A 20,174-nucleotide genomic window follows, 5' to 3' on the forward strand; every position below is an offset into this window, starting at 1 on the left:
CCTTGGGTTATCAATTAAGGGCACAATAAACGCCAGATACGTTGTACCCAACTAACTTTATTATGCCCCATTTGCTTACTGGATAATTACCCTTTGTCTTCCCCTTGAGATCACATCTTAAAGGTAGTCAGCGAACTCTTCTGGCGTAATCACCTCTCCTTCTTCAGCAGGTACAGGACATACAATGACCATTAATTCATCTTGCGTCATGCCCGGCACCCACTTAGTCAAAAACTCTTCGGTGCTTAATTCCATCGCTTCACAGTGTGCCCAGTCTTCGGTTGCCCACAAGAGTGCTAATTCAGCATCAGGCCAAACCGGAACACCATCTTCTTCATCAGTAGTTAGCATTACGCAGCCGTGCTCATCTTTAAGAATGAAGAGTTTCTCTTCCGCTTTAATTGTTGCAAGGCTTGCTTCTAGTCGTTGAAATGCGTTTTTTTCCAATAAAGGATGTAATTGTGACATAAGTTTCTCTCTTTAATTCTGCGATTCACATGCCTTTAAATTAGGCACCGTGGGTAAATTTATTGGCAGCGGTTAACACGCTTTAGACACGCTTTCTATTATCTCTGCTAGACCCACTCGTCTGACTTGCTTCATGCTGTGCACATACACCTTAAACGATACGTTTTCTAACGTTTCAATTCTGGTCACTTTCACACTACCGGGTAACTGACTCTCAACGTTGGTCGGTAATACGGCTATACCACCTTCGCTCTGTAAATTGTTGAGCGCAAGATTCAACGAATTGGTTCTTAACTTTGCATCGCGAAGTTGAGGGTAAGCAGTAAGCAACCAGTCTCTTGCCTTAGTTCCCCAATCAATAGCCACAAAATCTGCTGCATCAATAGACTCAGACGCTTGTCCAATTCTATATAGCGCCAAATCCTGCTCTAGCAATACATCACTGTTTACTTCTTCAGATTTCAACGGTTCAGTGGAGAATGATAAGTCTGTCACCCTTTCGTGCAATTGTCGCGAAAGGGTATCTAACGTAAGAACTTCAGCCTTTACTGACCAATCGGGAAACGAGTTGTGTAGGTGGCTGAGCATCTGAGGCAATAACAGCTCGCTCGCCAGCTGTGTTGCGCCGCAAACAACATATTCAGAGGATTGAATTTGGAGCTCTTGTTTTGCTTCGTTTAGCGTTGCGCATAATTGCCTAGCGTAAGGCAGAAGTTTCTCACCAGATTGAGTGAGCTGTATACTGTTGCGTTGCCTAATAAAAAGCGTGGTATGAAAATACTCTTCAAGTAGCTTTATGCGCGCACTGACTGCAGATTGAGTAAGGTAAAGGTTTTCAGCCGCTTTACCAAAGTGACGAGTTTTTGCCACCTCTATAAAGGTGGTGAGAAAGCGTATATCCATGCTTATTGTACAACCGAATCAAAGTGGGTCTAAATTGACACAGATAATACGGCAAGTAAACACAAAAGCACAGAAGCGCACCGCTATAAACGGTACGCTTTATTAAAATTTCACCAACTCGCTGAATTAATACTCTTCTTGGTGCAGGCGACGCTGTTTGTCACGGCGTTGCAGGTCACGCTTCTGCTTTTCCTTTACAGTACTTTGACGTTTGGAATTTGGCTTTTTAGCGTGAAAATCTTCCTCTTCTACCGAGTCCCATTCATCACGCTGGTAACGATAGTCTTTACTCATTGACTTCTCTGGGTTGTTAACACACCTCAATTATTATCTTAAGCGACAAAATAGAAAACGAATTTTAATCATCGTAGCGACAAGAATTTTTGATTATTCCCATCAGTGATTTTCATAGACTTTTAACGTCCAACTCATTTACGCTCGTGTAATAGCGACGCCCGTTGCAGGGCCAATAAATAAAAGCTTACATTTTACTTTAATTTCAAAAACTTAGACATCTCACGCTTGAGGTTATCCCCTCGCACTTTCTGTATACTTTTCAAACGTAATCTAAAATTTAGTGTTAGATTTTATACCGTTAAAAATTTTTTATTGATAAGAGAAAAATCTTTTGTTTTATCTTCGTTTTTAATTATCTTAAAAGTGCGCTGAACAAAACATTACGTTGGGTACAACATGAAAAGTTTAGCTATTCGACAATCTGCAAAACCTTATATTGACCGTCAGAAGTTTCCATACGGTTTTCGTAAATCAGGTGACTTCAGTATCACTGAAGCCGATCTTCTAACCCACTACGGCAAAACACTGCTAGGACTTGAAAGTGGCGAATTGTCGCCTGAAAGTGATGATGAGAGACATTTCGTCGAATTCGTTACAGGTAAAGTTGAAGCTAGCAATAACCTAGAAAAAGCCTGGGCGAAATACGTCAGATTAGCAAGGGGCAAAAAGCACTTCTACACCCTTCACAGCAGTGCGAGTAACCAATCAGACTATGATGAAGACTACTCTGATGAAGAATTCGATGTAGCATAATGCTACAGCATTGCTAAAAAGCTCGCTCCGGCGAGCTTTTTTGTTATTGAACAAATGATCTCAATCAACTTCAGACAAGAACAAAATGAAGAAACATTAAGGACTGTCTACACTTAGTAGTAATACAGAGTGATGTGCAGTGAATTGTGCATTTCATTCTGAAAAACGAGCCCATGCAAAGGAGGCGCAACGATGATCATTAGTTCAAAACAGCTTACTCACTTTTCTATACATGCCCTTGATGACAAAGTGGGCGGCATCCGCGATATCCTTTTCGATGACGAAACCTTCACTGTTCGCTACTTGGTCGCAGATACCAATACTTGGCTACCGCTTAGCCGTAAAGTGGTGATATCACCTATATCTGTCAAACAGTTAGATGAAGATAGTGAGTCTGTTCATATCAATATGACAGTTGATACATTAAAAAACAGCCCCTCTATTGACGAACATAAGCCTGTGTCACGTGAATACGAAGAAAATCTCTTCAAATATTTTGGTTACGGATACTATTGGATTGGACCAGGAGCTTGGGGGGAGTTCGCACATCCAAATGAACTGGTCGAATTACAGCGCGCTGAAGAGTCTGAAACTGAAAACCCGAAAAAGAGCACCAACCACCTGAGAGCAGTGGGCGAAGTTGGTGGATATGAAGTTGCTACAACCACTGATAACGTTGGCCACATCAGTAACTTCGTCATTGACACCGAGAGCTGGAAGATAATCATGCTAGTGGTAGATACCAACAACTGGCTTCCGGGTGGCAAACATCTCGCACTTCTGCCTAGCGATATTGAAAGTATAGACTGGGCGGCGCACAGCGTAGTAGTGAATTTAAGTCACGACGAATTGGTTGATAGACCTGAAGTGGAAAGTGAAAAAATATCTGAAGAAGGCTATGTGCCTATGCTTTGCGATCAATTGAATAAAAACGGAAATTAATAACCGAAGAATGTCACTGTTGGCGATTTTTAGTTAGGAACTTTACAATGTCCGTTGTTGAAGGCGGACATTGTAGCTTAGGATACAAAAAGAAAATTACTCGCAGAAAAATTCGTACATCAAAGCAATCAAACGCTTGACGCGCTCGTCTGCTAAGCGGTAGTAAATAGTTTGACCTTCCCTTCTTGTGGCCACCATCTTTGATTCTCGCAATAAAGCAAGATGCTGAGAAATCACTGGCTGCGAGACGCTAACAACTTCGAGAAGTTCGGTTACCGATTTTTCCTCTTTCAGCAACGAACAAAGCACCATAAGGCGTGTTTTATTCGCGAATTGCTTTAGGAAGATCTCGGCTTCCGCAGCGTGTTCCATTATATCATCTGAACCTATTACCATATCCTCGGACATAAGCACTCTCTATCTGTAAAGTATTTCGGCACCAATTTAGCCATTTACTATACTAAAGTATAAGACATTTTGCCGACCTGCCAATTTATGCGACGAATCCCTGTATTTTACATTGTTTTATTACGCTGACATCAATATATTAGATTTTACTTATTTTAACCAAGTTTAGGCAAAAAGGAAAAGTATGCTTATAGACATGAAGACTCGAATAGAAAACATAGACGATAACTTACGCACTGTATCTGCGGAGCAAGCGGCCAGTGAGTGCCGAAACAATAGCGGTATACTGATTGATGTACGAGAGAGTGCCGAAGTTGCCAATCAGCCCGTACCTTCTGCGCTTCACATACCACGCGGCGTGCTCGAAATGAAGGCACTGGAACAGTTTAAAGATGCTTCAGCGCCACTTTATATTCACTGTGCGTCGGGCGTTCGAGCAAAACTAGCAGCAGAGCAACTTATAAAAATGGGCTATGAGAACGTTTCGGTTGTGACATGCCCTGTACCCACGATAAACCAAGCAAACCGAAAATGACTTCTTAACCACGTGTATGCTATAAGTAGCGTTAATTAAGAGTTTTAAGGGCCTGTATGCTGAAATCTACGTTAGAACAATGGCGAATGTTCAAAGCCGTCGTCGATGCAGGCGGCTTTAATCAAGCTGCTGCTGAAGTTCACAAAAGTCAATCGAGCGTTCACCACGCGGTTCAAAAGCTTGAAAACGCCATTGGTGTGTCGTTGTTTGAGAATATTGGACGTAAAGTCCAGCTTTCGCCGCAAGGCGAACTTATGTATCGCCGTGCCTCTTTTTTGCTGAGCGAAGCACACAAGCTCGAGGCCGTTGCCAATAGCCTTCAATCTGGCACAGAAACAACTTTACGCATAGCGGTGGATATTATTTTTCCGTCTGAATTGCTTTATAACGTGCTAGCGAAAGTTTCTGCTGAGTTCCCGCTCCTTCGTATCGAGATAGAAGAAACTGTGCTCAGTGGCGCAAATTCACTTTTGAGCAATGGTAACGTTGATTTAGGCATCTCTCCTTTCGTGTTTCCTAATGGCTTTAGCGAAGACTTGTGCGAAATTGAGTTTGCAGCTGTCGCTCACGCCGACCATCCATTACACCAATTGAATAGAACGCTCACACTGGAAGACTTAAAAGCGCATCGTCAAATTGTGGTAAGGGATTCGTCCGCGGAACGTAAAGCTGATGTGGGCTGGTTAGGTGCAGAGCAACGCTGGACCGTAAGCCACGTTAGAACGTCATTAGATATTATTGCTCAGGGGTTGGGTTTTGCGTGGCTGCCTATAGCAATAATTAAAGATGAGCTTGAAGACGGTACACTCGTTCCCCTTCCCCTGGATAATAATGCAGCATTGCGTAAGGCGCTCCTTTATCTGTCTTTTGAAGACGGCGATACGTTGGGGCCAGCTGCCCGTGCTTTTATTGGTGAGCTACGATATCAAACAATGAACCTTCCATCGTCAGATTTTATGCTCGATTCGTGTACTGAGTAGTTTGACCATCAGCTTAGAGCGACTGCAAGGCGTTCAAATCCAAGTATAAAGCCAAATAGCGATAATGAAACACCAACTAACGCCACAGCACCATCGTCTGTGGCCATGCCTATTGCCATAATAAAAACAGCAAAAGCGGGAATAAGGCCCATAAAGGGAATAAGCTCCAGAGGAATCATTACAAGTCCGCAACCTGCACAACATAATGCGATGAGTGATCTGAACACAGGCTGGCGCATGAAAAAACACCGAGGAACTAAAAAGCGGTCTACGCGTACTGCATACGGTTTAACCTTTTCGACAATGTAGCGAAGCTGATCGGCGTCACAGTTTAGTTGCATCACTTTTTGCGGTAACCAAGGATGCCTACGACCGAGTAAAATTTGCAACGCGATGAGTAAAATTGTCCCACCCGCTAAAGATGGGATCCCAGGGATGGCCCCAATCGGTGTGCAAGCGATAAAAGATGGCAGCGCCAACATTGGTCCAAAGCCTCTTTTCTCCATCACATCCCAAAATTCAGCAAACTCGAACGTATCTTGTCTTGCTCGCGGCTGCATTTTCCCCAACAACTCGTACAAGGTCATTGATCTTACAGCTGTTTTTCCCCACATCTTCAATTCCTTTGATATCACATTACCAGCAAACGTCGCGCTAATCAGACGGGCTCCTCGCCTAATTAATATACATTTCTTGCACCTACTCGATTTGCCATAGTGAGATTGCAAGTAACCTTAGACAGGCAAATCGTGCGAAAAATATGCCATCGATTGCATGTGACGGTGTGTTGAAGACAGGAATACTTTTTGCAAATGCCCCTGATAAGTAAAATAAAATCACTTAATAAAACAAAGACAGATATAGACATTCTGTACTTTAGTGCGATGTGTACCGCTGATCGCAAAGAGTTGATAAATTAGAAGAAGGTAGCGCAACAGACTTTCCCTGGCATCCAGGCAAATGTTCAAGATTTCCGGGTTGCTTGAAGCGCTTAGATATTTTCCGATGCGCTTACGCTTTATCAATTTAAACCAGCGTATAAATAAACTTTAAATATGCGCTTTAGCATTCAGTTGTTAATAGCGTATGATAAAACTATAACATTGATTCTATTCCATATTTTTTCTGAATAGGAAACGAAAGAAGAGAGGGACATCCACGTGCTTACCGTACTTTTAGTTGATGACGACGCCGAGTTCACAGAAGTAGCTTGTACTATCATCGAATTTCTTGGCCACGAAGTACTTACCGCTGCCACACTCAAAGAAGCCCGCGATTGGTTAGAGAAAGAAACCTTTGACCATGTACTGCTTGATTTCATGCTACCCGATGGAAGCGGCGCGCACTTGTTCAATGAGTTAGATGCACTTCCTAAGCGCCCTCGCGTTACTTTGATAACGGGTCACCCTTCTGTGAAAAGCGTTATAAAGGGTCTGTGTGGCCCCACGGTCGACTACCTTGTTAAGCCAATTCAACGGGAGGAAATAGAGGCTGTATTAAGTCAAAAGCCAAAAGAAAAAGCACCTGCGCAAGAAAAAATAGAGAAACATTTTGACCTACTGATTGGTGAATCGCCAATTATGAAAGAGCTCTACAAGCTGATTTCTAGAGTGAGTAAAACCAGCGCTAACGTAATGCTGCTTGGTGAAAGCGGTGTAGGTAAAGAAGTGGTGGCTGCCGCAATTCATCGTGCTTCAGAAAGTGAAGGTCCCTATATTGCAACCAACTGTGGTGCATTCTCAAAAGAACTAATAGGTAGCGAACTTTTCGGTCACGAAAAAGGAGCATTTACCGGCGCTGTAGGACGTAAAGAAGGTGTTTTCGAACAAGCTGAGGGCGGCACGCTCTTTTTGGACGAAATCACAGAAATGCCCATTGATATGCAGCCCAACTTACTCCGCGTTTTAGAAAACAAGGTTGTTATTCGTGTGGGCGGAACGAAGACCATCCCGGTGAGCTGCCGCGTTGTATCTGCCACGAACCGAACAATGGAAGAGATTGCGCAAAGCAAAGTACTGCGCGAAGACATCTACTTCAGACTTGCGGTGTTCCCAATCACCATTCCTCCGCTACGCGAAAGAAAGGAAGATATTCCATTACTAGCAAAAACCTTTATTGCTGAATTCAATAAAGATAATGGCTCGCAATTTAAGTGGGAAGATAGTCAACTCGATACGTTACAAGCCTACGACTGGCCCGGTAACGTGCGTGAACTAAGACACTTTGTGCATCGCGCTGCCATTATGAGCGACCCTGAAAAGAGTGAGATTGAATTACCAAAAACCATTGAGTCACCATTTGCTCAAAAACAGAGCACGACACCGGCACTTCAAGCTGGTAGAACCATTGAAGACGTGGAAAAAGAGCTAATTTATGCCACGTTGGAAAAAGTGAATGGCAATAAGACCACCGCAGCAGAAATGCTGGGAATTAGTACAAAAACGCTTTACAACCGTCTTCATGCATATGGTGACTTAAGTAAAGACGACTAAGTAAGAGGTATTCGGCATGACTAGCGAAGAATTTTCTCGACTAAGTGTTTATGTGCATGATGCACGCAAACCATTAAACAGAATATCAATGCAAGCTGAGCTAGTAAAAATGGCATTAAACGGTGACGTTCCACCTGAAAAGGCATTGGTGGCGTTGGATAAAATAATAAGCAGTGCTAAAGACTGCAGCCATACTCTTGCTGAAATGACATCAGAGTTAAGTGGCAATGTTTCGGATTAAGTAAATGATTACTAAAGTATTGTCTTCACTATACAGTTGGATAATTTTAGTTGTTCTGGTCATTATTGTAATAACTGCTAATTCATTTTACGTAGTTAGTACATTGAATGACCTTTCTGCTCTGGAAGCGCGGCTGTTCACTACGAACCGTGTTATCAATGCAGTTAACCGCCTTCACGTTGCTGTACTTCGTGTGGAGTCTGGTCAGCGCGGCTATATGCTAACTGGCGATGAAGAATATCTTACCGACTACACCGAAACGTTAAGCGTAATCGGCGAATTAATGGATGAGGTAGAAGTAAGCTCCTTCTCTTCAGATATTAACGACCAGTCCATCCGCATCGAAGAACTTTTGTCTTTAACCAAAGCAAAAATCAATGAAGTCATTGAAGTAGTTGAGCTGTATAAAGAAGGGAAAGAGCAACAAGCTGTCATTTTAGTGAATAGCGATAAGGGTATAAAACTCTACAAACAGTTTGAAACCTTATTTAGAGAAATCGACGGTTCAGAACGAGATATGCAAGGCACGCATTTAGCCAACTTAATGAGCCTAAGAAGGGACTCTGTTAATACGCTGATCATTTCCTCTGCAACGACTCTGCTACTGATTATTACAGTATTTTTATTGCTCAAAATAAATTCCCGTGAGCATGAGAAATACCAAGCTGACCTAGAGTCTGTTAACGAAGATCTAGAATCTCGGATAGCAGATAGAACGCAAGAGTTAAGTGTTTATTCAGACGAATTAGCACGAAGTAATAGAGAGTTGGAAGATTTTGCCTTTGTTGCGTCACACGATCTTCAAGAACCATTGAGAAAAATTCGGGCATTTGGTAACCGCTTAGAATCGGGTTACAACGATGTGATAGACGAACGAGGCAAAGATTACCTTGCGCGCATGCTCAATGCAGCAGAGCGGATGTCCATGCTTATTTCAGATCTTCTCGCCTTTTCTCGCGTTTCCACACGAGGTAAAGAGTTTGACGACGTTAATCTAGGCACCGTAGTGGATAGCATCATGGGCGATTTGGAAATCGCTATCGATGAAAAGTCTGCGCAAATAAATGTTAGCGATATGCCGACTATTCGCGGTGACAAATCGCAATTAGAGCAGCTGTTTTTAAACTTAGTGTCTAACGCACTGAAATTTCAGAGCGAGGGAGTGAGACCTGAAGTAACGATATCTGCAAGGGACGCGACGGAAGAAGAAACGAAAGACATTCTGCTTGCTGAAGAATACGACTGGACAAAAATAACCGTATCAGACAACGGTATAGGGTTCGAACAATCGTTTGCTGAAAAAATATTTGCCCCTTTCCAACGCCTTCACGGTAGAAGTGAATACAAAGGTACGGGGATTGGGCTTGCCGTTTGTCGTCGTATTGTAGAACGGCACAACGGTCAAATAACCGCAGATAGTTCTCCCGGAAAAGGGGCAACGTTCTCGATAATAATACCCAAAAATAGTGAACCGTTTGGTTCTAACAACAATAATGGAGAAACACACAATGACGCGTAAACAAACTCAGCCTATCAATATACTTATGGCGGACGATGACGAAGACGACCGCTTACTTACGGTTGACGCGCTCAAAGAGAGCCGCGTTCTAAACAATCTGTTTTGTGTTGAAGATGGCGTTGAATTATTAGAGTTTCTTCGACATGAAGGTAAATATACAGATCCTGCATCGGCACCGCGACCTAGTCTTATTTTACTGGATTTAAATATGCCAAGAAAAGACGGTAGAGAGGCGCTGCAAGAACTGAAAAACGACCCCAAGCTTCGCAGTATCCCGGTCGTAATTCTCACTACCTCTAAAGAAGAGGAAGATATGCTTCGCGGTTATGATCTAGGTTGCGCATCTTACATTACAAAACCAGTGAACTTTGAAGGATTGGTTGAACTGATGCGCGCGCTCGGACGTTACTGGATAGAGTTCGTAGAATTACCACACGAGTAAAAGAGGTACTAGATGACAGAGGTAATAAAAATTCTGTTGGTAGAGGATGATGAAGATGATTACTTCTTAACCTCTGATTATCTAGCGCAGTGCGAGTCACCTACGTTTGAGTTGACGTGGGTGACAAATAGCTTAGACGCAGTAGAGGCATTAAAGACACAAAGTTTCGACTTGTGTTTGTTAGATTATCTGCTGGGTGCCGAGAACGCGATTGATGTACTGGGTGTTTTAAAATCTAACCAGTTCAATTTACCCGTGGTAATACTTACCGGACAGTCGGATGCTACCGTCGATGAAATGGTGATGCGTGCAGGTGCCGCAGACTATTTGCAAAAATCGGAAATTGAATCACCGCGGTTTATGCGCACGATTAGATACGCCATGGTTCGCCGTGACATAGAGAACGAGCGAATTGAGCGGAACAAAGTAGAGCAAAAGAACAAGGCCAAAGATAAGTTCCTTGCGCATTTAGGGCATGAGCTGCGCACCCCCCTCACCTCTATTCTTGGCTACACCGAACTGCTTATAGACGATGCGAGAAACAGCCCTTTTCAACAAGAGTTATCTATTATCCACTCTAATGGCAAGCACCTGTTAAGCCTACTCAATGATTTGCTAGACATGTCGCGGATAATGGCAGAGAAACTTGAACTCAACATTAAGGAAGTGAACTTAAGCGCGTTTTTGACGGACATTCACTCATTAATGCGTTTGAATGCCAAAGACAAAGGACTAAGCCTTAACGTTGTTTCAAAAACAAAAATACCAGAGTTTATACACACAGATCCTACCCGCCTGCGTCAGGTATTGTTGAACCTTATTTCGAATGCCGTGAAATTTACCGACAAGGGCAGTATCACGCTTACCATCTCTCTCGACGAGCCGTCTGAAAACGATTCGAGTCAAACACTGCTGCGATTTTCTGTAGATGATACAGGTATCGGCATGCCGCCTGATAAGCTCATCAATATTTTTCAGCCTTTCGAACAAATAGAAGATGTAATGCGCGCCAATCATGGCGGAGCAGGACTTGGACTTGCCATTTGCAAAGAGCTTGTCACTAAACTGGGCGGCGACATTGATGTTAAGTCTCGTTTAGGAGAAGGCAGCACATTTACATTTGATATAAACCCTGGCGATGTTTCTGAACAGCCTCGTGTAGATCTTGAATTAGGCCAAATTCAACCTGTCGAGTCTAGTAGCATCAATTTAAACGTGACTGGACGCGTATTAATTGTTGATGACTTGCGAGAAATTCGACGGCTAACTGGTCACCTTGTGAGTCAATCTCAAGCTGATATTAGCTACGCTGAAAATGGCGTAAAAGCACTGGAAGCCGTGTTGCAGGCGGATGAACACAACCAGCCCTTCGACCTCGTTTTAATGGATATTCATATGCCAGTGATGAATGGCATAGAAGCCCTGCATGCGATTAGACGACATGGGCAGGATATCCCAGTGATTGCTGTGACAGCAGCAAGCCGCAAAGGCTTAAGAGAATCATTGATTCGCGAAGGGTTTAACGACGTAATTGGAAAACCCATTGACCGGTTTGCACTGGCTAACTTGCTTTCGCAATACCTTCCGCCAGGTAATCACGTAACATTTACCAACGTGGAAGCCCAAGTTGCAGACATGCCAATGAACAAGCCGTATGCTCCAGAGGACGAGACCGCTTATCGAGGGCTTGCAACCCCTGGGCAGGCAGAGCAGAAAATCCAGTCTACCGATTCAAATGGTAATTCAGATCAGCCTGCCAATAAGCACATACTTGTGATTGAAGACGATGAGGATGCGGCGGAGTTACTGCAATTGTTTCTTTCCCACTTAGGTCATACGGTCACTACTCAGTACAGCGGTGCTGAAGCATTACAGGCTGCAGAAAATCAAAGTTTCGATCACATTCTTATGGACCTTACCCTTCCCGATTATAACGGTTACGACTTAGCGAGTGAGCTCAAGCAAAAGCTACCAGATGCCATCCTTACTATTGTAAGCGGTCACGAAGCGGACTCCGAAGCGATGACAACGATAGGGATCAACAGTGCATTGCTCAAACCTGTCACCAAAGACGATTTAGCCTCGGTAGTGGGCTGAAAAGTTAATTTTATCGCTGCCAACCTGTATCGAATGTCGGAGGTTGAGCAGCGCATCATCAAGACCAAGAAAATATTACAGACGTAAGACACAACAGTGTGTGAGACTTGCACATAAGCACCTCACGCAACAATAGAAAAATAAAATAAGCCATATAAAACAGTAAGATAATAGTTTGGTATACCAGTTGCAGCTATCTATGTGAACCCAGAATATTAAGGAGAGTATTATGGCTACACAAGCTTCAGCTAAATCGCAAACAGTTAAACGTAACGGTACAAACGGCGTGGCTGAGCCGAGTCACCCAGTAACGGATCAACTGAAAGATTCTCTTCATGCGTCAGTAGACAAGTTAGCAGACAGTGCAGGGATTGCAGAGGAAAACATTCGTCGCACTGCGACATCGTCTGCAGAGAACATGTCAGCGAGAAAGCGTCTGGCACAGCAAAAATGGCAGGCGTCGAAAGTCCGTAGATATGCCATTGAGAACCCAATAGCGACAGCGGGTATCGCTTTCGCAGCAGGAATATTAGTGACGTCACTTTTACGTAAGAAGTAATACGATGACTGTACCAGATTTTCGAAGAGCAAATTTCAATTTGTGCACAGAAAATCCTTTTCGCCTGACGCCGCCCGCGGCGCAGGCGAATCCTAATGTTACGAGCAACGGTGACAATGCTAACGCTGCATCAGCAACCTCTGAACACTCTGCAAAATACAAGTCAACACAACAGAACAAGTCAACGCAACAGAATTACCCCGACCCATCGTTTTCGGATATCTTCTCGGCTTTCTCAGAAGCATTGACCCAGCGAAAAGCGCAGGGGTTGGCGTTTTTAGAGCTCACTAACAGTGAATTGATGCTCATTAAAAAGAGTTTCTTTGTTACCGTCTTTGCATGCTTAGCGGCATTTGCAGTAGGCACAGTATGTTGGCTCATTTTAAACATCGCCATTGGCGCTATACTTCATAGTGTGGGCGTTAGTTATGTGGTAGTTCCACTCCTGTTATTGGTGCTCAACGGCGTTGCGGCCTTTTGTTTATTTAAGCTTGCACAAAATGCATTCAATTACCTGAGCTTTAGCAGACTCATACAAACGTGGCGACGGGTTTTCGGATAGTGAAAATGCTTACCATTGCGTAAAAAGCCACCGCCAATAGTGAGGAAAAGCGATGAACATTTTTTTAAAATCGAATATGAAAGATATAGCACAGAAAGAGCATGCTTATTTTTCGCAAAAACATCATGCAGATGTTGCACTTACACAAGCAAAGAGGCAATGTAAACTGATGATGGGAAAGCCTGAAACTTTGCTTGGCATTGCAACCCTTGGCGCATACAAGGGTGCGGTAGATGCAAAACCCAAAGCAAAACGCAATCAAGCCCTAATGGCAATAAGTAGGACTGCACTATTGTCGCTATTTCAATGATCACAGTACTAAGGAATATGTGAGATGAACAACAAAAAAATATGAAGAAAAGCCGTTTGATGCTTGCCTGCGTTGGTGCGGCGTTTAGCCTTGCAATAGTAGGTTGTTCATCGACCCCTGTAGCAGCCCCTACCCCTTATAAGTCAGCGAGTACCAAAGCTGCCTATGGCTATTCGAGCGAAAAAATTTCTGAGAACGAATACAAGGTTCTTTTTAAGGCAACAGACAAAACTCCTGCTGATAAAGTACAGCAATATGCCCTTTACAGAGCAGCGGAAATTGCTCAAAAGCAAGGCTTTACCTATTTAGCTATTGTTAAAACCAACGTGGATAAAAAGCCAGTTGTTGCGCGAGAAGTTATGGCGAACAAGGAAGAGCCCGTGGCATTTCAAACAGACAGGCAGTGCACTATGTCAGGCTGCGATGAAGTGGCACAGCCTATGGCCGTCCCAAGCTCAAGCGACGTTGTGAAAACTCAAATTAACGACATCTACTTTACTATTGATGTAATGATGGCGAATGATAAAACCCGTCTAGGTAAAAATGCTTTTACTGTCTTAGAGGTACTATCAGAGCCTCTGGAGCCAAAAAATGGCAACTAGCTGAGCGTTTTGCCGCTCACCAATGCTCTGAAACATCCGTTTTAATAGAAATGCTTTTCAGGCCCTAGTTGCAGTTACTGGAAAGCATCGCTCAAACACATGAGCAAAACCGTAATATGTTTCAAAGCCAACAACCCGTGCACTAGTCTTTATTACTTTTCTGTTGTGGCTAGCAGTCCACTGGTTAACTGCATTCTCCACTTTTCTACAAACTTGGCCAGTGTCATATTCGTTTCTTCTTGAAAGAGTCGATGACACTGCTGCTATCACAGCCCTTTTCTCTAATTTAAAGCCTCTAATCTATAGCCTCTAGTCTATAGACTCTAATTTATAGCTGTTATCCATTCTTCTGAAGTGCTTCTTGCATTTTTAATGACCCGTTAATCTTCTATTAATGTTGTACAAAAGTCTCCGTCATCATAGCTCGCTATCATTAAACCCATAAACTGCAGAGCAGATTTATACACCTCTATCGACAACGTTGTAGCGGTACTGCTCTAAGCAATTGAATCAGTTAATAGCACATATTTATTTTGCAAATGACTAAGGAGTCAGGCGATGAGAAAGCTAAGCACGTTAATGACAAAAACTACCCTTGTAGCAGCTACAGTCATGTTGGTGACTGGTTGCAGTGCAGTGGCAAAACCGCAGATGGAGCATTCAGCTAGTTCGAATGTTCCGGTGTTAAAAGCTAAAGCACTCGACAACGCATTACTTTATTCCGACGAGTGTATTACTGAGCGAGAAGTGGTAACGGCACAAAAGATGTGGGGTGACGGCATAGTGCGAATTGGTGCAGTATTTAGCAATGATGGTGATTACTCTGGCGAAGCCGCAGATTTCATCCAAGCTATGTATGGTTACGATTTAAGCAGCGTACTGTTTAAACCAACGCTTGCAGCTAACGACCAGTTCCGTTCAAGCTTCGATGCTGCGCTTTCATACTTTGTTGGCGGTAATGACGCTTACGAAGAGGACAAAGGCTTTGCTATCAAGCCATACATAAATGTGAAATTCGATAATGTGGGTATTATCAACAACAGCTGTCGCATGGCCGTGGCGATGGGCAACTACTTCTTTACCGATACAAAAGGTGGCGAAACGAAGGTGGAATACACGTTTGCCTATGTCAAAGATAGTGACGGCGACCTGCGTATTGTTGCTCACCAATCTTCGTTACCTTACAACCCAAACGGTAACTAGATAGGCCATTGCCCCTCCATTCTTAGGAAGTGTAAGGGGCGAAACACTCTCCCTTTGCAGGCAAGGCGTTCCTTCCCTTTCGCTTTGCCTCTTTTTTATTTTCAACGAGAAAAACTATGTGCGCAAAACGAATCATGACGCGTTGCGTCTTACTACTTGTGATGGCGATGACAGCCGGCGTTAAGTCACACGCCGAGTCAGATTTTCAATCTTGGAACGCCCTCGCACTCACTGGAGATGCCGATGAAAAAGGTAAATGGCAATTTTGGTTTGACGGTCATTTACGCTTTAAAGACGACGCATCTCGCCTTGGCGTTTCTATAGTTCGTCCCGGTGTCGGCTACCAACTATCAAGCGATACGACCTTGTGGCTGGGTGTTGCAAGAGTAACGATAGACTCAGACAGCGGTTCAATTGAAGAAGACAGGGTGTGGCAGCAAGCCACGTATTCATTAAGCAAATCTATGGGCGGTACCATTTCAGGTAGAAGTCGTTTGGAGCAGCGATTCAGGAGCGATGAAGGCAGTGATACAGGCTATAGGTTTAGACAATTTATACGGTGGTCGAAACCTTTAAATGAGCAATGGTCAATAGTCGTGTGGGACGAGGTATTTTGGGCTTTGAACGACACAGACTGGGGCCAAAATAGCGGGTTTGATCAAAATAGACTTTACGTGGGACCGGCCTATCACCTCAACAAGAAATGGCGCGTCGAGATGGGATACTTACATAATCATATTGCGTCGCCAGGCGCCAATTCAGACGCCACAACAAACCACAACCTTGCTCTTACGTTCTTCGGAAGCTGGTAAGAATCAAAGAATACCCCCAGCCAAAGGCCCTTAACACACAAAGAGTAAAGTTGGGTGACTAGGGCCTTACTCAATCATGTAAAAAATGCATTCGTACGTGTAATCGTGACGTTAATTGCCTGCAGATACGGCCTGACAATCAGAGAAAAATTAAATTATATCAATGTATTTCAATAACTTAGAAAACAGGCACAGAGATAGCATTAGTTACAGTGAAAGTAACGGAAGCAATACGAGGATTAAGTTATGTTAGGTTGGGCAATCACATTTTTTATCATCGCCATTATTGCAGCAGTTTTTGGTTTTGGAGGCATCGCAGGTGCAGCAACAGGTATCGCACAGTTTCTTTTCTTTGTGTTTATCGCGTTGCTCGTAATTTCACTTATCGCAAATGCGTTACGTGGTAGAGCACCAAGGGCCTAAGAGTTAAAAGTATTTTAATAGGAAAAAGGAGTAAGGATATGTTTTCATTTAAAAACTTATCAAAGGTACTAGTAGCATCAGCATTTGCACTATCACTAGCAGCATGCGGTGACGGTGAAGCGGAAGACGCAGGCGAAGAGCTAGACGAAATTGTTACCGATGCAGGTAATGCCGTTGAAGACGCTTGTGAAGATGTGAAAGAAGGCGTAGACGCTGAAGATAAAGACTGTTAATTAGGTTTTTATCAAAAGAAGGGCCAGACAAATGTCTGGCCCTTTTTGTATTTACTCTCGACGTTGTTTTACCTGGCCGTTTACTTAAGAGACTTCCTCACCACCTAACTCCCGCGCAAGGTCGTCAAGTGTAGATAGCGTCGAATCAAACTCACCGAGGCTATAACGATACTTCACGCTTACATGATGGTCGGTACGCCCGAACTTCACCCTTAACCCTTCAGCTTCGATATGCTTTGCGGTATTTAAAAAGCGATAGGCAGACATTTCTGTTTCAAATTGAAACTCAACACTGTTTTCCATTGAGTCTATCCGTTTAAACAACAATTTCTGGGTGAGCATCAATGACCGCAACAACCCGTTGAAGTAAATGGTTATCTGCTTCACGTATGGAGTCGTATGATAACCAGTCCGCAAGGATATCTGGAGCCGTTGCCGCCTCACCTTGTTCCAACTTAGATGTCATCATTTGTAGCTGTACGCTAGAGCATATAGATGCGTCTGCATCTGGGCTTGGCATACCAGTTGCGACTTCTAATGCTACCGTTAACCATTGTCTATCGTGCTGAGTTGTTTTATTTCCAGTTGACTGACCCAATACGCTTGACCAACGCTTCCCTAACGTTTCCGCTAGAGATTGCTCATCACCACTTCCCTCACCTACACTTAGCTGTAGTAAAGAAATCAGAGCCTGAGCTCGCGCCAATCGGGCTTGAGATTGTGCATTTTTCGCTTGCGCCGCGCGCTTACTTTCAAGTGAATCAATCTTTTTATCTACTTTCGTACGTTGCGCTTTAGGCAAGTCGGTAAACTGAGCGCGAACGTCGCTTATTGATTGACTGAACGTTGCATCATCGCTGTTGATGTCAACAGCTTCCACTTGCTTGAGTAGCGAATCTACTAACGCGTTAAATGCATTATTCTGTACTTTCCGCTCGGCTTTTAAACGTTCAAATACGGTGTCATTGGCAGCTTTAAATTCTGCCCACAACTTACTCTCTTCACGTTTACCTGCATGGCCTATTTGCTTCCACTGGCTTTGCAATTGCTGAGCTTTGTCGGCAGCGCCAGCAACATCTTCTTCCGTAGCAAGTTGACAAGCTTGGGTGACTAACGCACGCTTTTGGGCTTGGTTGTCGCTTTGCCATTTATTTACTTTAGCCTGAATGGGCGATGATACCTCCTTCCATTCTTGCTTTAGCTGTTCATAAATTTCACGTTCAACCTGACCTGCAGCGTGCCACTGTTTAGACACTCTATCGAAAACTTTCACTAGCTCGGCTTCCGGCATGTTAATGTCCATTGCCTTAACCGTAGCGATAATTGACTCACGCTTTTCACGTGCTGCAGCCCGTTGTGCGTCTAACTTTGCGTAATGTGCTCTACAAGGCTCGAAGGCCTTTTCAAGTGCATCATCAAATTGCTGCTGTAACAACGCGTCATCACTACTTTCTTCACTCGTTGACGATGACGGTGTTAGTGATAACCATTGCTTACGCAGATACTTAATGGCCTTACTTCTTTGCTTAATATTTTCTGCATCAGCGCTGGCTAACGCTTTTGCTTCTTCTAGAAGTGCAGGTTTGCGCGGCGCAGCAAGGTAATCCTGCCATCCTTCTAAGCGCGACACATCACCAGCGGTCTTTTCAAAACGCTTCTCTACATACTTTTTCGCTGAACCAGGAAGCGCAGCATAACTTTCCTGAAGCTTTGCAAATTTTGAAATAGCAACGCGGAATTTACCCTGAGCAATTAAGTTATCGATAACGCTAATGTGCTTTCTAATGTGTTTTACTTGCTCATTTTCTTTGGATTTTTGAGCACGCTCTTTGGCATTTACACTGCTTGTCGCTGCGTTGAAACGTTTAGACAACGCCTTAGGAATGGCATCGATTTCGCGACTAAGCACTTTATACGCTTGACGTGCTTCGTCAAACTCCGCTTTAAGAGCCACTACACTACTGCTTTGTAATGCGTCGCCACCATTTACCTGACTCAAATTCTCAGTCGATGCGCTAGCTTCTTCAACGCTCACATCACGGGTATCTTTACCCGACTCGCTATCGCTTGCCGAAACAATCTTAGCGGCAATGTCTTCGAGCGACTGAAGTTTTATCAGTAGCTTTTGGCCGTATTGCTGCTGCATAGAGAAGCGATCAAGCTGCTCGTTTAGTTCGTCGACAGAGCGCTTAATCTGTGTAATTCGTTTATCAGTGGCAGATTCATCATCGAGACGCGCTAGCTGTTCAAGCGTTGCTTCAACACCGCGCACGCTTTCATTAACCGTAGCAACATCAGCAAGCGTCGCTTCACAAAGCCTGTTATTGTACAACCAAGCTACCTGCTCCTTGGCATAAGTAAGCTGCTGTTCGCACAATGCTTTGGTATTGGCACGTTGCGACGCTTGTTGCTTCTCTTCCCATGCTGGGCGGATACGGCTTAAATATCGCTCGAGCTGCTCACCTATACGCGCGCGCTTTTCTTCATAATCAGCGCGTTCTTCTGAAGTGAGTAAGTCAATTTGAGCAAACAGCCCAGTCAATTCGCTCTCAAGTTCGCTGCGCTTTTCATCAATGGTTTCTACATCTGATTTGTCGAGTAAAGCCTGATATTTTGAAAGTCCCAGAGTGAGCTGCTTTTTAAGCTCCACTGGGCGCTTTGCAGCCTCTTTGATAGCGTCAATACGTGCATTAATCTGCTTTGTAAGCGCATCATCTGACACTTTCTTAGCTAGTTTCTGTAAATCTGATACGTCTGAATGGGCGTTTATTAGCTGGGTTTGCAGTTGGGGACTTGCGCCTTCTAAAAAAACAAACTGGGTGAAAGATGGCTTCGCTACTTTTTCGATTAGCGCGTTAGCTAGCGCATCATCTTGTAAGAGCATAGGCTCTTTCTTCAACATTTGCGGTACTAACTGCACTACCAAATCGGCGTTGGCTGTTTCAGTTAAAAAAGAGAATATCTCTTGGCGGGAGAGTGTGACATCTCCCTCGCCTAACAAAGCGGCGTTTACCTTTTTCTCCGCCGCTTTTTTAACGCGAGACTGCTTGGCAATTTGTGACATTTTAAGCCACAGCACAAAGCTATTAAGCTTTTCGAGTGCTGCTAAACTGACATTTGCATCTTCGTCATTAAATGCCAGTTCGTGAAGAATTGTTTTTTCCTGTGCCTTGTCGGGAGAGAGACTCTCGATTGCCTGCATCCGTTTTTCAGGCTTTGGGCTTTGGTGTGAAGGCGCAAATATACGACTAAATATCATCCTGTTTAAACCGCGCTATTGTATTATTATCATCCTGCTCATCGCGTAACGAGCGTTTAAAGTCGGCTTTACTTTTATGTACGATTTCGCCGCTTTCACCTACTGTCATATGCTCAGAGGACTTTTCTATTTTT

24 protein-coding genes are annotated in these 20,174 nt (G+C 43.7%); 17 read left to right on the forward strand and 7 right to left on the reverse strand.

What is annotated here, in order from left to right:
• Window positions 1-117: 117 nt before the first annotated feature.
• The 3 genes from KUL49_RS12260 to KUL49_RS20815 all read right to left on the reverse strand — a co-directional run bounded on the left by KUL49_RS12260 (window position 118) and on the right by KUL49_RS20815 (window position 1,665).
• On the reverse strand, window positions 118-468 hold the full coding sequence (locus KUL49_RS12260) for a DUF2750 domain-containing protein (RefSeq protein WP_014949811.1): 351 nt from the start codon (window positions 466-468) through the stop codon (window positions 118-120).
• 72 nt (window positions 469-540) lie between these two features.
• Window positions 541-1,371 carry a LysR family transcriptional regulator gene (locus tag KUL49_RS12265; protein WP_131137457.1) on the reverse strand — a complete coding sequence of 277 codons (831 nt, stop codon included), beginning with the start codon at window positions 1,369-1,371 and terminating at the stop codon, window positions 541-543.
• A 126-nt stretch (window positions 1,372-1,497) separates the two neighbouring features.
• On the reverse strand, window positions 1,498-1,665 hold the full coding sequence (locus tag KUL49_RS20815; protein ID WP_014949813.1) for a hypothetical protein: 168 nt from the start codon (window positions 1,663-1,665) through the stop codon (window positions 1,498-1,500).
• Between the two features lie 399 nt (window positions 1,666-2,064).
• Here KUL49_RS20815 and maoP point away from each other — a divergent pair, with 399 nt between their 5' ends.
• Window positions 2,065-2,421: a DUF413 domain-containing protein gene (gene maoP / locus KUL49_RS12270; protein ID WP_014949814.1), complete on the forward strand. Its 357-nt coding sequence runs from the start codon at window positions 2,065-2,067 to the stop codon at window positions 2,419-2,421.
• 192 nt (window positions 2,422-2,613) lie between these two features.
• Window positions 2,614-3,363: a PRC-barrel domain-containing protein gene (locus tag KUL49_RS12275; protein WP_131137458.1), complete on the forward strand. Its 750-nt coding sequence runs from the start codon at window positions 2,614-2,616 to the stop codon at window positions 3,361-3,363.
• A 96-nt stretch (window positions 3,364-3,459) separates the two neighbouring features.
• Here KUL49_RS12275 and KUL49_RS12280 read toward each other — a convergent pair whose 3' ends face one another.
• Window positions 3,460-3,771 carry a helix-turn-helix transcriptional regulator gene (locus KUL49_RS12280; RefSeq protein WP_014949816.1) on the reverse strand — a complete coding sequence of 104 codons (312 nt, stop codon included), beginning with the start codon at window positions 3,769-3,771 and terminating at the stop codon, window positions 3,460-3,462.
• 184 nt (window positions 3,772-3,955) lie between these two features.
• Between KUL49_RS12280 and KUL49_RS12285 the strand changes: the two genes are divergently transcribed.
• The gene (locus KUL49_RS12285) at window positions 3,956-4,306 is read left to right on the forward strand and encodes a rhodanese-like domain-containing protein (protein WP_131137459.1); all 351 of its coding nucleotides are present in this window, start codon (window positions 3,956-3,958) and stop codon (window positions 4,304-4,306) included.
• Window positions 4,307-4,362: 56 nt separating this feature from the next.
• Window positions 4,363-5,286 (forward strand): LysR family transcriptional regulator, encoded by a 924-nt coding sequence (locus tag KUL49_RS12290; protein WP_131137460.1) that lies wholly within the window; start codon window positions 4,363-4,365, stop codon window positions 5,284-5,286.
• A gap of 8 nt (window positions 5,287-5,294) precedes the next feature.
• On the opposite strand, the gene KUL49_RS12295 is transcribed toward KUL49_RS12290, so the two are convergent.
• On the reverse strand, window positions 5,295-5,900 hold the full coding sequence (locus KUL49_RS12295) for an exopolysaccharide biosynthesis protein (protein WP_014976802.1): 606 nt from the start codon (window positions 5,898-5,900) through the stop codon (window positions 5,295-5,297).
• A 546-nt stretch (window positions 5,901-6,446) separates the two neighbouring features.
• Here KUL49_RS12295 and KUL49_RS12300 point away from each other — a divergent pair.
• The 13 genes from KUL49_RS12300 (at window position 6,447) to KUL49_RS12365 (ending at window position 16,781) form a co-directional block, all read left to right on the forward strand.
• Entirely contained in the window at window positions 6,447-7,778 is a 1,332-nt protein-coding gene (locus KUL49_RS12300) for a sigma-54 dependent transcriptional regulator (RefSeq protein ID WP_014949820.1), read from the forward strand.
• A gap of 16 nt (window positions 7,779-7,794) precedes the next feature.
• Window positions 7,795-8,019, forward strand: a complete 225-nt coding sequence (locus tag KUL49_RS12305) for a hypothetical protein (protein ID WP_014949821.1) — start codon at window positions 7,795-7,797, stop codon at window positions 8,017-8,019.
• 4 nt (window positions 8,020-8,023) lie between these two features.
• Window positions 8,024-9,538 (forward strand): ATP-binding protein, encoded by a 1,515-nt coding sequence (locus KUL49_RS12310; protein WP_131137461.1) that lies wholly within the window; start codon window positions 8,024-8,026, stop codon window positions 9,536-9,538.
• Entirely contained in the window at window positions 9,528-9,980 is a 453-nt protein-coding gene (locus KUL49_RS12315; protein ID WP_014949823.1) for a response regulator, read from the forward strand. The genes KUL49_RS12310 and KUL49_RS12315 overlap by 11 nt, the downstream gene beginning before the upstream one ends.
• 12 nt (window positions 9,981-9,992) lie before the next feature.
• Complete coding sequence (locus KUL49_RS12320; RefSeq protein ID WP_131137462.1) at window positions 9,993-12,077, forward strand: response regulator; 2,085 nt, start codon at window positions 9,993-9,995, stop codon at window positions 12,075-12,077.
• A gap of 229 nt (window positions 12,078-12,306) precedes the next feature.
• Window positions 12,307-12,636 (forward strand): DUF883 domain-containing protein, encoded by a 330-nt coding sequence (locus tag KUL49_RS12325; protein ID WP_131137463.1) that lies wholly within the window; start codon window positions 12,307-12,309, stop codon window positions 12,634-12,636.
• Window positions 12,637-12,640: 4 nt separating this feature from the next.
• On the forward strand, window positions 12,641-13,198 hold the full coding sequence (locus KUL49_RS12330; RefSeq protein WP_131137464.1) for a hypothetical protein: 558 nt from the start codon (window positions 12,641-12,643) through the stop codon (window positions 13,196-13,198).
• A gap of 52 nt (window positions 13,199-13,250) precedes the next feature.
• On the forward strand, window positions 13,251-13,508 hold the full coding sequence (locus KUL49_RS12335; protein WP_014949827.1) for a hypothetical protein: 258 nt from the start codon (window positions 13,251-13,253) through the stop codon (window positions 13,506-13,508).
• Between the two features lie 41 nt (window positions 13,509-13,549).
• Window positions 13,550-14,110 (forward strand): hypothetical protein, encoded by a 561-nt coding sequence (locus KUL49_RS12340; protein ID WP_131137465.1) that lies wholly within the window; start codon window positions 13,550-13,552, stop codon window positions 14,108-14,110.
• Between the two features lie 558 nt (window positions 14,111-14,668).
• A complete protein-coding gene (locus KUL49_RS12350; RefSeq protein ID WP_131137466.1) occupies window positions 14,669-15,313 on the forward strand; it encodes a phosphoribosyl-AMP cyclohydrolase in 645 nt (214 codons plus the stop codon).
• A 116-nt stretch (window positions 15,314-15,429) separates the two neighbouring features.
• On the forward strand, window positions 15,430-16,125 hold the full coding sequence (locus KUL49_RS12355) for a DUF2490 domain-containing protein (RefSeq protein WP_131137467.1): 696 nt from the start codon (window positions 15,430-15,432) through the stop codon (window positions 16,123-16,125).
• 246 nt (window positions 16,126-16,371) lie between these two features.
• Entirely contained in the window at window positions 16,372-16,548 is a 177-nt protein-coding gene (locus KUL49_RS12360) for a DUF1328 domain-containing protein (RefSeq protein WP_014949832.1), read from the forward strand.
• A gap of 38 nt (window positions 16,549-16,586) precedes the next feature.
• Window positions 16,587-16,781, forward strand: coding sequence for a hypothetical protein (locus KUL49_RS12365; RefSeq protein WP_014949833.1), 195 nt, complete (start codon window positions 16,587-16,589; stop codon window positions 16,779-16,781).
• Between the two features lie 84 nt (window positions 16,782-16,865).
• Here KUL49_RS12365 and KUL49_RS12370 read toward each other — a convergent pair whose 3' ends face one another.
• Both KUL49_RS12370 and KUL49_RS12375 read right to left on the reverse strand, forming a co-directional pair.
• Complete coding sequence (locus tag KUL49_RS12370; RefSeq protein ID WP_131137468.1) at window positions 16,866-17,084, reverse strand: hypothetical protein; 219 nt, start codon at window positions 17,082-17,084, stop codon at window positions 16,866-16,868.
• 13 nt (window positions 17,085-17,097) lie between these two features.
• Window positions 17,098-20,040, reverse strand: a complete 2,943-nt coding sequence (locus KUL49_RS12375; protein ID WP_131137469.1) for a DUF349 domain-containing protein — start codon at window positions 20,038-20,040, stop codon at window positions 17,098-17,100.
• Window positions 20,041-20,174: the final 134 nt, after the last annotated feature.

It is taken from the genome of Alteromonas sp. KUL17, assembly GCF_006538305.1.
Classification (GTDB): domain Bacteria; phylum Pseudomonadota; class Gammaproteobacteria; order Enterobacterales; family Alteromonadaceae; genus Alteromonas; species Alteromonas macleodii.

What these genes read in the sequence shown, in the direction of transcription:
- KUL49_RS12260 (WP_014949811.1), bottom strand. Translation starts at nt 468, where the DNA reads ATGTCACAATTACATCCTTTATTGGAAAAAAACGCATTTCAACGACTA.
- KUL49_RS12265 (WP_131137457.1), bottom strand. Translation starts at nt 1,371, where the DNA reads ATGGATATACGCTTTCTCACCACCTTTATAGAGGTGGCAAAAACTCGT.
- KUL49_RS20815 (WP_014949813.1), bottom strand. Translation starts at nt 1,665, where the DNA reads ATGAGTAAAGACTATCGTTACCAGCGTGATGAATGGGACTCGGTAGAA.
- maoP (WP_014949814.1), top strand. Translation starts at nt 2,065, where the DNA reads ATGAAAAGTTTAGCTATTCGACAATCTGCAAAACCTTATATTGACCGT.
- KUL49_RS12275 (WP_131137458.1), top strand. Translation starts at nt 2,614, where the DNA reads ATGATCATTAGTTCAAAACAGCTTACTCACTTTTCTATACATGCCCTT.
- KUL49_RS12280 (WP_014949816.1), bottom strand. Translation starts at nt 3,771, where the DNA reads ATGTCCGAGGATATGGTAATAGGTTCAGATGATATAATGGAACACGCT.
- KUL49_RS12285 (WP_131137459.1), top strand. Translation starts at nt 3,956, where the DNA reads ATGCTTATAGACATGAAGACTCGAATAGAAAACATAGACGATAACTTA.
- KUL49_RS12290 (WP_131137460.1), top strand. Translation starts at nt 4,363, where the DNA reads ATGCTGAAATCTACGTTAGAACAATGGCGAATGTTCAAAGCCGTCGTC.
- KUL49_RS12295 (WP_014976802.1), bottom strand. Translation starts at nt 5,900, where the DNA reads ATGTGGGGAAAAACAGCTGTAAGATCAATGACCTTGTACGAGTTGTTG.
- KUL49_RS12305 (WP_014949821.1), top strand. Translation starts at nt 7,795, where the DNA reads ATGACTAGCGAAGAATTTTCTCGACTAAGTGTTTATGTGCATGATGCA.
- KUL49_RS12310 (WP_131137461.1), top strand. Translation starts at nt 8,024, where the DNA reads ATGATTACTAAAGTATTGTCTTCACTATACAGTTGGATAATTTTAGTT.
- KUL49_RS12315 (WP_014949823.1), top strand. Translation starts at nt 9,528, where the DNA reads ATGACGCGTAAACAAACTCAGCCTATCAATATACTTATGGCGGACGAT.
- KUL49_RS12320 (WP_131137462.1), top strand. Translation starts at nt 9,993, where the DNA reads ATGACAGAGGTAATAAAAATTCTGTTGGTAGAGGATGATGAAGATGAT.
- KUL49_RS12325 (WP_131137463.1), top strand. Translation starts at nt 12,307, where the DNA reads ATGGCTACACAAGCTTCAGCTAAATCGCAAACAGTTAAACGTAACGGT.
- KUL49_RS12330 (WP_131137464.1), top strand. Translation starts at nt 12,641, where the DNA reads ATGACTGTACCAGATTTTCGAAGAGCAAATTTCAATTTGTGCACAGAA.
- KUL49_RS12335 (WP_014949827.1), top strand. Translation starts at nt 13,251, where the DNA reads ATGAACATTTTTTTAAAATCGAATATGAAAGATATAGCACAGAAAGAG.
- KUL49_RS12340 (WP_131137465.1), top strand. Translation starts at nt 13,550, where the DNA reads ATGAAGAAAAGCCGTTTGATGCTTGCCTGCGTTGGTGCGGCGTTTAGC.
- KUL49_RS12350 (WP_131137466.1), top strand. Translation starts at nt 14,669, where the DNA reads ATGAGAAAGCTAAGCACGTTAATGACAAAAACTACCCTTGTAGCAGCT.
- KUL49_RS12355 (WP_131137467.1), top strand. Translation starts at nt 15,430, where the DNA reads ATGTGCGCAAAACGAATCATGACGCGTTGCGTCTTACTACTTGTGATG.
- KUL49_RS12360 (WP_014949832.1), top strand. Translation starts at nt 16,372, where the DNA reads ATGTTAGGTTGGGCAATCACATTTTTTATCATCGCCATTATTGCAGCA.
- KUL49_RS12365 (WP_014949833.1), top strand. Translation starts at nt 16,587, where the DNA reads ATGTTTTCATTTAAAAACTTATCAAAGGTACTAGTAGCATCAGCATTT.
- KUL49_RS12370 (WP_131137468.1), bottom strand. Translation starts at nt 17,084, where the DNA reads ATGGAAAACAGTGTTGAGTTTCAATTTGAAACAGAAATGTCTGCCTAT.
- KUL49_RS12375 (WP_131137469.1), bottom strand. Translation starts at nt 20,040, where the DNA reads ATGATATTTAGTCGTATATTTGCGCCTTCACACCAAAGCCCAAAGCCT.